The sequence below is a fragment of the Neopusillimonas maritima genome, assembly GCF_003576595.1.
Classification (GTDB): Bacteria; Pseudomonadota; Gammaproteobacteria; order Burkholderiales; family Burkholderiaceae_B; genus Neopusillimonas; species Neopusillimonas maritima.
In genome coordinates this window covers 684831-697493 of the sequence record NZ_NQOU01000002.1, presented here as the reverse complement: position 1 = coordinate 697493, position 12663 = coordinate 684831, and the positions used below count along the sequence as shown (strand labels likewise).

Annotated in this window: 9 protein-coding genes; 5 read left to right on the top strand and 4 right to left on the bottom strand. The window is 54.6% G+C overall.

Going from position 1 to position 12663, the window contains the following annotated elements; translation table 11 throughout:
• Positions 1–148 precede the first annotated feature (148 nt).
• Positions 149–1321: an ABC transporter substrate-binding protein gene (locus CJO09_RS08245; RefSeq protein WP_119441917.1), complete on the top strand. Its 1173-nt coding sequence runs from the start codon at positions 149–151 to the stop codon at positions 1319–1321.
• Positions 1322–1448: 127 nt separating this feature from the next.
• Here CJO09_RS08245 and CJO09_RS08240 read toward each other — a convergent pair whose 3' ends face one another.
• Complete coding sequence (locus tag CJO09_RS08240; protein WP_119441916.1) at positions 1449–2510, bottom strand: NAD(P)H-dependent flavin oxidoreductase; 1062 nt, start codon at positions 2508–2510, stop codon at positions 1449–1451.
• A 158-nt stretch (positions 2511–2668) separates the two neighbouring features.
• On the opposite strand from CJO09_RS08240, the gene CJO09_RS08235 reads away from it, so the two are divergent.
• From CJO09_RS08235 to dsbD, 3 genes are read left to right on the top strand one after another with little or no spacing between them, the layout of a single operon-like run.
• The gene (locus tag CJO09_RS08235) at positions 2669–4813 is read left to right on the top strand and encodes a TonB-dependent siderophore receptor (RefSeq protein ID WP_119442002.1); all 2145 of its coding nucleotides are present in this window, start codon (positions 2669–2671) and stop codon (positions 4811–4813) included.
• A 53-nt stretch (positions 4814–4866) separates the two neighbouring features.
• Positions 4867–5208, top strand: a complete 342-nt coding sequence (cutA, locus tag CJO09_RS08230; RefSeq protein ID WP_119441915.1) for a divalent-cation tolerance protein CutA — start codon at positions 4867–4869, stop codon at positions 5206–5208.
• Positions 5208–7223: a protein-disulfide reductase DsbD gene (dsbD, locus tag CJO09_RS08225; RefSeq protein ID WP_391523615.1), complete on the top strand. Its 2016-nt coding sequence runs from the start codon at positions 5208–5210 to the stop codon at positions 7221–7223. The genes cutA and dsbD overlap by 1 nt, the downstream gene beginning before the upstream one ends.
• Positions 7224–7275: 52 nt before the next feature.
• On the opposite strand, the gene CJO09_RS08220 is transcribed toward dsbD, so the two are convergent.
• Genes CJO09_RS08220 through CJO09_RS08210 form a run of 3 tightly spaced genes read right to left on the bottom strand, consistent with a single transcriptional unit; the run spans position 7276 to position 10074 of the window.
• Complete coding sequence (locus tag CJO09_RS08220) at positions 7276–8412, bottom strand: deoxyguanosinetriphosphate triphosphohydrolase (protein ID WP_119441914.1); 1137 nt, start codon at positions 8410–8412, stop codon at positions 7276–7278.
• Positions 8413–8420: 8 nt separating this feature from the next.
• The gene (gene aroB / locus CJO09_RS08215; RefSeq protein WP_119441913.1) at positions 8421–9506 is read right to left on the bottom strand and encodes a 3-dehydroquinate synthase; all 1086 of its coding nucleotides are present in this window, start codon (positions 9504–9506) and stop codon (positions 8421–8423) included.
• Positions 9487–10074, bottom strand: coding sequence for a shikimate kinase (locus tag CJO09_RS08210; RefSeq protein ID WP_245961267.1), 588 nt, complete (start codon positions 10072–10074; stop codon positions 9487–9489). The genes aroB and CJO09_RS08210 overlap by 20 nt, the downstream gene beginning before the upstream one ends.
• Before the next feature lie 115 nt (positions 10075–10189).
• Between CJO09_RS08210 and CJO09_RS08205 the strand changes: the two genes are divergently transcribed.
• The gene (locus CJO09_RS08205) at positions 10190–12661 is read left to right on the top strand and encodes a penicillin-binding protein 1A (RefSeq protein WP_119441912.1); all 2472 of its coding nucleotides are present in this window, start codon (positions 10190–10192) and stop codon (positions 12659–12661) included.
• Positions 12662–12663 lie beyond the last annotated feature (2 nt).

Genomic DNA, 12663 nt, shown 5'->3' with positions numbered 1-12663 from the left:
AAATGCTTGAAGGTTCAAGTTTTTTTGTAACAATTCGGGGAAACCCTGCCCGATTGCGCTTGTTCGCTTACATAAAACCCAATAAAGTTTCAGCATGACATCTGATTTGATCTGTCAATGTTCTATGTGTTTCTTAAGGGGAAGTTGAATGCTTAAAAAATTAGCTCTGGGGTGTATGGCTTCAGCCGTGATGGCATTAAGTACGAATGTCATGGCAAAAGACCCAGTTCGCATTGGTTTCATTACTACGCTTAGCACACCGGCCGGTTACCTGGGTGAAGACGCCCGCGACGGTTTTAATCTGGCGATTAAACAAGGTAACGGCACACTGGGTGGTGTGGCGGTTGAAACGATTGTTGAAGACGACGGCCTGAAGCCCGCCAACGGCAAGCAAATCGCCGACCGCCTCTTGGCCGACGACGTTAAATTGTTCACAGGCGTTATTTTTTCGAACGTGTTAACTGCTATTGCGCCGTCCATCGCTCAAGGCGATTCTTTCTATGTCAGCGTAAATGCAGGCCCGTCTCCTTTCGCGGGTAAGCGTTGTATGAAAAATTACTTTGTGGGTTCCTACGAGAACTCGGCACTGCATGCAGCCGGTGGCGCTGCCGCCAATGAGCTGGGTTACAAGCGGGTTGCCCTGGTTGCGCCCAATTACCAGGCTGGACGCGATGCGCTGGCAGGGTTCAAGCGTGAATACAAAGGCGAAGTGGTGGCTGAACTCTACACCAAGCTCGACCAGAACGACTTTTCGGTTGAAATGGCACGCTTGCGCGATCTGAAGCCTGACGCCATTTATGAGTTCCATCCAGGTGGTTTGGGCATTAACTTTGCCAAGCAGTATGCCGCTTCCGGTCTGGGTGAAACCATTCCCATGATTTTGCCGGTATTCTCGATGGATAACCGTATGTTGAAAGCAACGGGTGATTCCGCAGAAGGTTTGTACACAGTGGCCTTGTGGTCGCAGAACCTCGACGTACCTGCCAACAAGGCGTTTGTTGAGGCCTTCCAGAAAGAGTATGGCCGTATGCCCACCCACTACGCAGCCACTGCTTACGATACGGCAAACCTCATTGGTTCAGCTTTGAAAGCGGTAGACGGCGACATCAGCAAAACCGATGCATTCCGCGATGCGATGCGCAAGGCCGATTTCAATGCTGTTCGTGGCAACTTCAAGTTCGATACCAACCATCATCCAATTCAGGATTACTACCTGATGAAGCTCGAGCGTGATGGCAACGGTAATCTTACCCCCAACGTTGTGCGCAAAGTAATGGAAATGCAGGAAGACGTTTTCAAGTCTGAATGCGAAATGAACTAAAGACGGTATAACCAACAAGAACAGGCTTCGGCCTGACAGGTACGACAGACCTATTTGAACCCCCGCTTGCGGGGGTTTTTTCTATGGCTCGATTTGGTGTATTGCGCTTATTGCGCAAGGTAGCAAGTTAAATTGAACATTCTTGTGCCAGTGTTGCAACCAGTTCGGCAGCCGGTAGTTCTCGGGCCGTCAAAGCAGCTTGGCCCGCCCAATGAGCTGCAAACTCATGGTTCCCGCGATTTGCCGCCGCCGCATTGAGCTGCTTGGCTGCGTCGTAAGCGATGGGATATGCAGCGGGCTCTGGTGCAGTTGCCAATTCGGCGTGGTTGATGAATCGGTTGCGTATGCCTCGAGCGGGTCGTCCTGAAAATGCCGAGGTGAGGCATGTTGAAGCGGCGCGTTCACTCTTGAGGGCGGCTCGATAGCCTTCGTTGGCGGCCGATTCGGGGCACAGTATGAATGCCGTACCAAGTTGGGCGGCAGCGGCGCCCAAGGTTAAGGCGGCCTTGATCCCCTGACCATCCATAATGCCCCCGGCAGCGATGATAGGAAGATTGACGTTCTTGACGAGTAAGCGAACGAGCACGGATGTGCTTAACTTCTCATCAATTGCATCGGTACTGAAGAGACCGCGATGCCCTCCTGCCTCAATGCCTTGGGCAACGATCGCATCTATGCCGCGCGCTTGAATTCGACGTGCGTCCTCAAGGTTGGTTGCCGTTGCCAGTGTGCAAATACCCAGATTGCGTAGCGCTTTTATTTGTTCTGTAGAGGGTAAACCGAAATGGAAACTCACCACCGCCGGCCGAGTATCAAGCAGCATATTGAACACTTCATCGTCGCCAATAAAGCTTTTGTACATTTCGCTCAGTGACGTGGGTAAGCTCGCGCCGCACTCCATGAACAACGGCTTTAAATGTTCAAGCCAGGCAGCTTCCCTTTTTTTATCTCTTAAGGGAGGTTCGTGGCAGAAAACATTGACGTTGAAGGGGCGTGAAGTGAGCGCCTGGGTTTGCTCAATCATTTGCCTGGCCTGCAGCGCGCTGCTTGTGGCAATACCTAAAGATCCCAGGCCTCCCGCATTCGATACTGCCGCGGCCAACATAGGCGTGGCTACGCCGGCCATCGGTGCCTGAATGATGGGATGATGAATACCCAACCGGGTTGTGAATGGATTCAAGTTATTCATTTCAATTCAATATTAACAAGAGAGCAGAACCGTTGCATTAATACAAATGAGAATTGATGTCGTTTGTATTAACATATACAATCGCCCGTTGTGACAAAAATATGACGGGAGTTGTAATGCAACACGAGAAGCGATTTGCCGCCTGCGCGGCGCATTCCATGCCAGGGGCGCGTTTAAAGGCTGTGGCAGGCGTATTGGCCTTAGCGGGCTTATTGACTATGCCGGTACAGGCACAAACAAACGGTTCGGAAGGTGACGCCGCACAGGCGCCTGTGGCAACCCTTCCGCAGGTAACGGTACAGGGCATCAGGCTCGATACGTCGATCCAGCAACTGAATGAATCGGTGGATGGCGGCGCGTTGGGATCGAAAACCCAATTAGAGACCCCTTTTTCCACGACGGTTGTGACGGGTGAAGAGCTGGAGCGTCGCCAAGTGACGAAACTGGGAGACGTATTCACACTGGATGCGGCCGTATCAGACAATAGCGCGCAGGATGGCGCCTGGGCGAACTATCTTACCGTTCGCGGGCTTCAGCTCGATTGGCAGAATGGTTATCGCATCGATGGCAAGCCGTTTCTTAGCTATGTGACCGTGTTGCCATACGAGCAATTGGAGCGTGTTGAGCTGCTGAAAGGCGCCAGCGGCTTCATGTACGGGTTTGGGTCGCCGGGCGGTATCATTAACTACGTAACCAAACGCCCCACCGATGAACCGCTGCGCGAGGTGAGCCTGGGCTATCATTCCGACAGTATTTTCCGCGAGAGCGCGGATATTGGCGGACGGGCCGGTCATAATGACTGGTTCGGCTATCGGTTGAATGTCACGCACGAAGAGGGCGAAGGATTCAATAAAAGCAAATTAAACCGTAATGCCGTTTCGTTGGCGCTGGATGCGCGCATTACCGAAAAGCTTACGTGGGACATGCAGGCGCTGTATCAGCACCGTAAAACCAAAGATCCTGAACCAACGATTTATACCGGGCTTTATGCCGCAACCGATTTGCCCTCACCGGTGCGTAATAATGAAAAATTGGTGGGCGATGGTACGTATGTGGACAATGAGTTCCGCTACTTTGCCACGGGGCTCGAGTACCAGTTGGCACCCACTTGGAAAGTAAGAACCGATTTCAGCCACGCAACCACCCGTACACGCCGCGCCGAAGAGGTGATTTTTCTGCGTAACCAAGCGGGTGATTATGATGACTATCGTTCCGACTACGGAGAGTTCTACCAATTCAATTCGTGGCAGGCACAGGTGGAAGGCCGTTTCCAAACGGGCGCGGTCGGGCATGACCTGGTGGCGGGTATAGCGTATCAAGACCAGCATACCGATCTGGCCGCCAACGGTATTTATAAGCAAATCGGTACCGGAAATATTTGGAGTCAAAACAACAACGCGTTCTACACCTCGGGCACCATGGACAACGGTTTGGGCATGTATCGTGCCAACACCATTACGCAAAAATCAGTCTATGCCAGCGATACGTTGAAGTTTTCTCCTGAATGGTCGCTGTTGGCGGGCTTGCGGTATACAAATTACGAGCAGCGCACTTTTACGCCGGCCGGCGCCCAGAGCAGCGTTTATAAAAAGAATGGCGTGCTGACGCCCACTTTGGCCTTAATGTACAACTTCACACCTCGTACTATGGCCTACGTCAGTTACGTGGAATCGCTTGAGCCGGGAACCATTGTAGGCAGCACCTATGCCAATGCAGGAGCGTTGCTTGACCCGCTGAAGAGCCGTCAATATGAAATCGGTGTGAAAACCGAACAAGATGGCTGGTCTGCCACTGCCGCCGCGTTCCGCATCGAAAAAGCCGCGCAATACACCAACGCCTCGAACGAATTGGTGCAGGATGGTGAGTCTTTGTTCCAGGGCATCGAGCTGGGGGCATCGACCACTTTGGGTGACTGGTTCCTGGGTGGTACCGCGATGGCGCTGGATACCGAATACAAGAAAGGGGTGGCCAATATCGGTAAGCGGGTGGCGGGTGCGCCGCGCTTTATTGCGGCGGCACAGGTGGGTTATAACGTGCCCCAAGTGCCTGGGTTGCAGCTTTATGTTGATGCAAAATACACGTCCAGCACACCTTTGCGACCCAATAACGAGATTAGTGTGGATTCCTATACGCTGGTTAATATCGGTGCCAATTACGATACCCGGATCCATGGTTACGACACCACTTTCCGGTTGGCGGTGAACAATGTGTTCAACAAAAAATACTGGATGTATCAATATTCCGATTACATCAAGGCGGGTGACCCCACAACCGTTAGCCTAAGCGCAAGCATGCGATTCTAAAGCGCCTGCTGCCTTCGGTTAAACTGGTTCAGATTCTTTTTAAGCGAGTTACTATGTCTGAACTGGTTGTCATTCTAAGCAATGCGCCCGACTCATTGCTGGCCAAGCGCATTGCTCATATGCTGGTTGAAGAACAATTGGCCGCGTGTGTGAACCTTGGGCCGCCAAGCTTGTCTATGTATATGTGGCAGGGGCGGCTCGAGGGGGCGGAAGAGGTTCCCTTAACGATTAAAACCACGCGCGATATGGTCGCGCGGGTGATTGATCGGATTCGCGAGCTGCATCCTTACGAGGTGCCCGAAGCGCTGGTGTTACCTGTCGTTGGCGGGTTCCAGCCTTATGTGGATTGGGTGCGGGAGCAAGCGACCGGGCTTGCATCAGGGAACGAAGAATAATGCAGCAGATCAGTATGAGGTTTATGGTGGCTTTGGTGGCCGCCTTTTTTGTGTGGCTGGGGTTGTTGGGCTCCAGCCTGGCGCAATCGCCCGAAGACTTTCTCCCGCCCGACGAAGCTTTTTCGTTGTCAGTTGCCCAGCAAAACGGGCAAGTGCAGGTGCATTACCGCATCGCGCCTGAATACTATATGTATCGCGACCGCTTTCAGTTTGTGGTGGGAGAGCAAACGCTTGAACCTCAGTTACAAACCTTTCCGCCGGGCCTGGTGAAATATGACCCCACATTCGATCAGAATATGGAGGTGTATTACGGGCAGGTGACCGTTCTGCTCGACTTGCCCCAAGGCTTGCCCACCCCGGCCAAGTTAAGCATTACAAGCCAGGGCTGTGCCGATGCCGGTCTGTGCTATCCACCCCAAACTGAGCAATTGTCGTTACGCGCCCAGGGGGGGATGTATCAGATTAGTGGCGATGCGGTCGTCGATCAGGTGCCGCCGCCGCTGCAAACGGTTGTTGATCCCGGAAAGTCGGCTTCATCTGCAGGTGCGGTCGGCGGGACACAAGCAGGTAACGCGTCGAATGTCGGCTCCATCGGCCAGTTAAGCGATATTGGGTTGGCCGAGTATCTGGCTTCGGCCAATATCTGGACCATTGTCCTTGCCTGTTTTGTTCTGGGTATTTTGCTGACCTTTACCCCGTGTGTGTTGCCGATGGTGCCTATCCTGATGGCGGTGATAGCCGGTACGCACAAAGGCGATCAGAAGCCTGCGCGATGGCGCGGTTTGTCGTTGGCGGCAACTTATGTGCTGGGCGTTTCTTTACTCTATACCGCGATGGGTGTGGCAGCCGGGTTGGCCGGTGCCGGGTTGGCGGCCTGGTTGCAAAACCCGTGGGTCTTGTCGGTATTTGCCGCTTTGCTGGCCTTGCTGGCGTTGGCGATGTTCAATGCTTACAACGTTCAAACACCCTTGGCGCTGCAGAATGCGCTGGGTGCTTATTTACAGCGTATTCCGGGTGGCCACTACAGTGGCGCGTTTCTAATGGGCCTGGTTTCGGCGCTTATCGTTGGGCCGTGTGTGGCCGCGCCTTTGGCCGGCGTATTGCTGTTCATTTCGCAAACCGGTGATGCCGCCGTAGGGGCGGCCGCGTTGTTTGCTCTGGCGTGGGGCCAGGGCGTTTTATTGCTGGCCCTGGGGGCGGGTTCGGGCGCCTTGCTGCCCAAAGCCGGCCCCTGGATGGAAGGGGTCAAAATTTTGTTTGGGATTCTGCTTCTGGCCACAGCGTGGTGGATGCTTAATTCCGTGCTGCCCGATTGGCTGATGGTTTTGGGCTGGATCGTGTTGACGTTTTGGGCGGCAATCTTGCTGGGTGCTTTTCGTCAGGTTGCTTCAGGTCTGCTTGCGTATCTTGGCAAGGCGTTGGGGCTTTTACTGGCAGGCTGGGCACTGTTGATGATGGTGGGGATGGCCATGGGCACATACAGCGTACTTCAGCCATTAGGCGGCCCTGGCGGCGCAGGTATCGCTGCAAATGGCGGCACGGCGCGCGTGGGTGCGGTTCCCGACGTGAAGTCACAGTTTGTGAAAGTGCGTTCTGTACAAGAGCTGGATGCCATTCTGGCTGGTGCAAACCGCCCTGTGCTGCTGGATTTCTATGCCGATTGGTGTGTGTCTTGCATTGAAATGGAACGCTTTACCTTTACCGACCCGGCGGTTGCGCAGTCGATGAGCCAGTTCGTTTTGGTGCAGGCCGACGTAACCAAAAACACCGACGAAGACCGCGCATTACTTGAACGTTTCCGGTTGTTCGGCCCGCCCGGTATTATCTTTTTTGACGCCGCAGGCCGAGCACTGGATTCGCCGCGTGTGATTGGCTTTATGCGGGCGGAACCTTTTAACGACGCGTTGCAGCAAGTGCTAAGACAGCATGGAGCGCCGCCAACGCCCGCCGCAAACGTCTTAAGCAGTGCGTCCCCTGATGAAGCATCGTGGCTGACGCAGCAAGGCGTTAAGTAAGTAAGCTTTGCGCAATTGAAACCGTTTAAACGCGCGGTTCGCGGTACCCACGTTACAGGTTGCTTCCCATTTGAAATAACTCGCGGTGCTCTTTAATGGCAAAGCGGTCTGTCATGCCGGCAATATAGTCGGCAATGGCGCGGGCCTGTGCAAGGGGGGTAGCGCGCCGGTACTCCAGCGACAGCAAGCGGGGTTCGTTTTGGTAGGCGATGAAGAGCTCACGCACAATGCGGCGCGCTTTTGTTGTCATGCGAATCACGCGATGGTGCCGATACAGGTTTTCCAGCAAAAAGCGTTTCAGGGCGTCAGCCTGGGCCCGCATGGGGGCGGAAAAGGCCGCCAGCGGCGGGCATTGGCGGACATCGTTCGGGCTTTGGGGCTGATGCTGTTGAATGTTCTGTCGCGTGGTTTGCGTTAAGTCGATGATGAGCGTATTGATCATGGCGCGAATGGTTTCCGCAATGGCGCGCCGTCGTTCAAGATTGCGATGCCTGGCCATGACCTGCGCGTAATGAGTGGCGAAAATCTCCAGCATTTGCAATTGCTCGATGGAAATGAGTCCGGAACGCAGGCCGTCGTCGATATCATGGTTGTTGTAAGCAATTTCATCGGCCAGATTGGCAATTTGCGCTTCCAGTGTGGGTTGGCGTTTAAGCAGAAAGCGCTCACCCATTTCGCCCAGCTCCCGCGCGGCGCGCGGCGAGCAATGCTTCAGAATACCTTCGCGTGTTTCAAAACAAAGATTCAACCCGTTGAACGCAGCGTAGCGTTCTTCCAGTTCATCCACTACGCGCAGACTTTGCAGGTTGTGCTCGAAGCCGCCGGCGTCCGGCGCAAACTCACGCATGCAGGCGTTAAGTTCGTCTTGCCCGGCATGCCCGAACGGCGTGTGGCCCAGGTCGTGGGCCAACGAAATGGCCTCGATTAAATCTTCATGTAAACCCAAATTGCGTGCCAGGCTGCGCGCAATTTGCGCCACCTCGATACTGTGTGTGAGCCGTGTCCGGAACAAGTCGCCTTCATGGTTGATGAAAACCTGGGTTTTGTATTCCAGTAACCGGAAGGCGTTGCAATGAATAATGCGGTCGCGATCGCGTTGAAACTCGCTGCGCCCGGTGGGCGACGCTTCAAGGTGCCGGCGGCCGCGCGACTGTTCCGGTGTGGCGGCGTAGGGGGCCAAACCCGACATGCAGTCTCCTAAAGGGCCGGTACGGCGGTTTTATGCAGAACGTCGCGTACAACGTTCAGGGGTGCGGCCTGCACAACCGCTTTACCGATTTCGGGTAACAAGACAAAGCGAATCTGGCCTCCTTCCGCTTTTTTGTCGACCTGCATCAATTCAATCCATCGTTCTGTACCTAGATTGGGCGGTTTAACCGGGCAGCCGATGGCATGCACAAGATTGCGAATGCGTTCTACAGAAGCGGAGCCAAGCCCAACGGTGTGGGCCGACAGCGTTGCCGCCTGGATCATACCGCAACCCACTGCCTCGCCGTGCAGCCAGTCGCCGTAGCCTAACCCGGCTTCAATGGCATGGCCGAAGGTGTGGCCAAAATTCAGAATGGCGCGCAAGCCCGATTCGCGTTCGTCTTCGCCGACCACGTAGGCTTTGCATTCGCACGAACGCTGGATGGCATAGGAAATCGTTTCTTCATCGAGTGCCTTCAGGGCGCTTACCCGCGCCTCGCACCAGTTAAAGAATTCGGCATCGATAATGAGCCCGTACTTGATGACTTCGGCTAAACCCGCCGCCACTTCCCGTTCCGGCAATGTGTGAAGCACGTTGGTGTCGATCTCAACCGCGATGGGTTGGTAAAACGCGCCAATCATGTTCTTGCCCAGCGGGTGGTTAATGCCGGTTTTACCGCCAACCGATGAATCGACCTGGGCCAGCAAAGTGGTGGGTACTTGCAGAAACCGGACGCCGCGCATATAGCAGGCAGCGGCAAACCCCACCATATCGCCGATGACTCCGCCGCCCAGTGCCACCAGCAAACATTTGCGGTCGAAGCGGTTTTCCAGCAGGGCGTCGAAGATTGTTTGCAGGGTTTCCCAGTTTTTATGGGCCTCGCCATCGGGTAAGGTAATTTCAATAATGTGTTTGCCTGTGTGCACCAGGGATTCACGTGCCGCTTTCAAATACAGTGAGCCCACCGTAGGGTTGGTGACGATGGCGATGGCTGTTACGTTATCGGGCACGCTTTCGTGCAATTTGTGCAACCGGCCCGCGCCAATATGAATCGGGTAGCGTCCGCCGGGTGTATTAACTTGAACAGTGGTCATGAGAATAGGTTTGCAAAAGGTGAACCAAAGATTGCACCGCTTGGGCAATCGGCATACTGCCCGTGTCGAAGGTTAAGTGCGCAACCTCATTGTAAAGGGGGGTGCGAAGCGTGAGTAGCTCGTTCAGGCGCGCGCGCGGGTTCTGGGTTTGAATGAGGGGGCGATGCCGGTCTTTGGCAATACGGCGGTACAATTCATCTTCACGGGCGCGCAAATAAATCACAATGCCGTGCTTTTTCAGAGTGTGGCGATTTTCAGGTGCCAGCACCGCGCCGCCGCCGGTTGCCAGTACCAGGTTGTTTTGCGTGGCGTACTCGTTCAGCATAGCCGTTTCGCGTTTGCGGAACCCTTCCTCACCTTCAACCTCAAAGATATGGGAAATCGGAACCCCGCAGCGTGCCTCAATGACGAGGTCAAGGTCGATAAACTCGCGCCCAAGGGCTCGGGCCAAAGCCCTGCCGATTGTGGTTTTGCCCGCGCCCATCATGCCCACCAGAAAAATGGGGGTGTCGTATGGTAGCGACGGGTTGGCGATACTTGTATTGCCAGAACGTGAAGTGTCATTCATTCTAGTATTATCCCACTAGCCCAACCCCAATTGGATGCTGTGCTGCATTAAACTGTTACATAAACTTAATGCGCAAATCATAGTCTGATTCAACTTAGACTTAAAATCGCCGGTAATGAGCTCATCAAAAAATTCTTCAAAAACGTCGAATCCGCCAAACCACTGGTTTCGGCGTTTCTTTCTTAAAAGCGTTGTCTTCGTGGCGGGGCTGGGTCTGTGCGGGGCTCTGCTGGGGTCTTTAGCGTTGGCGCTAGCATGGCCGAATTTGCCTGATTTAACGGCGATGATCGACTATAAGCCCCGGATTCCGCTGCGTATTTATACGGCGGACAACGTGCTTATCGGTGAGTTCGGTGAAGAGCGTCGCAATGTGTTGCGCTTCGACGAAGTGCCCGATGTGATGAAATCAGCCATTCTGGCCGCTGAAGACGATCGCTTTTATCAGCATAGTGGTATCGATTGGATGGGTGTGGCGCGTGCGGTAGTGGCCAATATTTCGAATATGTCCAAGTCGCAGGGTGCCAGCACGATTACCATGCAGGTGGCGCGTAATTTCTATTTGTCGTCGGAAAAAACCTACACCCGTAAGTTTTACGAGTTACTGCTTACCTTCAAAATTGAAGCCACGCTGACCAAGAACGAAATTCTCGACCTGTACATGAACCAGATTTACCTGGGTCATCGGTCATACGGGTTTGCCGCCGCCGCCCGCACGTATTTCGGCAAGCAGTTGCAAGATATCACCTTGGCCGAGGCTGCCATGTTGGCGGGTATACCAAAAGCGCCGTCTCGTTTGAACCCCCGCTACAGTATGCCGCGGGCGAAAGATCGTCAAAAATACGTGTTGAACCGCATGTTGTCGTTAGGCTACATCACTGAACAAGAGTACCAAGACGCCATTAACCAACCCATTATTCTGAAATCGGCGCCTGGCACCCCGATGGGTGGTTACGCCATCCATGCCGAATACGTGGCCGAGCTGGCGCGGCGTCTGTTATTTACCGTTTACCAAGACGACGTTTATTCGCGTGGCTTGAATGTCTACACCACGGTGAACTCAAAAGAACAGCAAGCGGCTTACGAGGCTGTGCGCGCCGGTGTGCTTGATTACACGCGCCGGGCCCGTTATCCCGGCCCCGAAGAAACCATTGATCTGCCCGAGGGAATCGAGAACGACCCCGAGCGATTCAACGAGGTGATTGACCAAATCCAGGAGAAGTACCGTGATAGCGACGACCTTTTGGTTGGGGTCGTACTGTCGGCGGCGCCCGATAAGGTGGTGGTTGCCCGCTCACCTGAAAAAATTGTGGAAATTACCGACAAGTCGGCACTGAAAGTGGTGGCCCGGGGTTTGGTGAAGAACGCCAAGCCGCCCGAGAAAATCGAGCGCGGCTCAGTAGTTTATGTTCGGGATACGGGTGAATATTGGGAATTGCTGAACATGCCTTCGGTGGAAGCTGCATTCGTGGCAATGCGTCCGCAAGATGGCGCCATTCGTGCACTGGTGGGCGGTTTCGGCTTTGAAGAGCACTTTAACCGTGTTACCCAGGCGTGGCGCCAGCCGGGGTCGGCCTTCAAGCCGTTTATCTATGCCGCCGCACTCGAGCGAGGGTTGACGCCGGCAACACAGGTATCGGATGAGCGTTTTCGTTTAACCGCCGAGCAAACCGGCTCGCGGGCGTGGGAACCCAAGAACTACGGCAATGATTACGAGCCTATGCTAACCATGCGCCAGGGCTTGTATCGCTCCAAGAACATGGTGTCGATTCGCATTATGCAAGCAATTGGCCCGCAATATGCACAAGACTACATCACCCGTTTTGGCTTCGATCGTGCCCGCAATCCCGCCGTTTTGCCACTGGCATTGGGTGCAGGCGGCGTGACGCCTTTGCAGCTTGCCGGGGCGTATACCGTGTTTGCAAACGGCGGTTACCGGGTTCCTCCTTATCTTATCGACCGGGTCACTGATAGCGAAGGAAAAGTATTAATGCAGGCCCGGCCCGTGGTGGCCGGCGACACTTCGGCGCGGGTAATTGATCCGCGCACGGCATATGTGATGTATGACATGTTGCGTGGTGTGGCGCGTCAGGGCACGGCGGCGCGTTTGGCCCGCGATTTGGGGCGGGCCGATGTTGCCGGCAAAACCGGCACCACCAACGATTCTCATGACGCGTGGTTTGCCGGCTTTACGCCCGACTTGGTGGGTGTTGCGTGGATGGGCTTCGATCAGCCTCGCTCTTTAGGGTCGCGGGAAACGGGCGGCGGTGCATCGTTGCCTATTTGGCTCGATTACATGAGGCTTGCCCTAAAAGACATTCCTGTGGCCGAGCCAGGCCCAATGCCGGATGGCCTGATGCGTGAAAACGGTGAATTCTATTTTGCGGAGTTCCCACCGGGCCAGGCAGTGGCCCGGGTGGGGTTGCCTTCCCCCGAGGAAATGATGTTGAACGGGCAATTGCCCGAAGATATGCAACCGTTGGGCTCGGGAGGCGGCAATGACGGTATTGGCGCCCTGTTGAATCAATTAACCGGGGGTGGGGGTGATACTTCGCAAGACGCGGCGCAACCCGCACGCGTTCAGTTTTAGGC

Excerpts from the sequence above, each read along its gene's own strand:
- CJO09_RS08245 (WP_119441917.1), top strand. The coding sequence starts at position 149 with ATGCTTAAAAAATTAGCTCTGGGGTGTATGGCTTCAGCCGTGATGGCA.
- CJO09_RS08240 (WP_119441916.1), bottom strand. The coding sequence starts at position 2,510 with ATGAATAACTTGAATCCATTCACAACCCGGTTGGGTATTCATCATCCC.
- CJO09_RS08235 (WP_119442002.1), top strand. The coding sequence starts at position 2,669 with ATGCCAGGGGCGCGTTTAAAGGCTGTGGCAGGCGTATTGGCCTTAGCG.
- cutA (WP_119441915.1), top strand. The coding sequence starts at position 4,867 with ATGTCTGAACTGGTTGTCATTCTAAGCAATGCGCCCGACTCATTGCTG.
- dsbD (WP_391523615.1), top strand. The coding sequence starts at position 5,208 with ATGCAGCAGATCAGTATGAGGTTTATGGTGGCTTTGGTGGCCGCCTTT.
- CJO09_RS08220 (WP_119441914.1), bottom strand. The coding sequence starts at position 8,412 with ATGTCGGGTTTGGCCCCCTACGCCGCCACACCGGAACAGTCGCGCGGC.
- aroB (WP_119441913.1), bottom strand. The coding sequence starts at position 9,506 with ATGACCACTGTTCAAGTTAATACACCCGGCGGACGCTACCCGATTCAT.
- CJO09_RS08210 (WP_245961267.1), bottom strand. The coding sequence starts at position 10,074 with ATGAATGACACTTCACGTTCTGGCAATACAAGTATCGCCAACCCGTCG.
- CJO09_RS08205 (WP_119441912.1), top strand. The coding sequence starts at position 10,190 with ATGAGCTCATCAAAAAATTCTTCAAAAACGTCGAATCCGCCAAACCAC.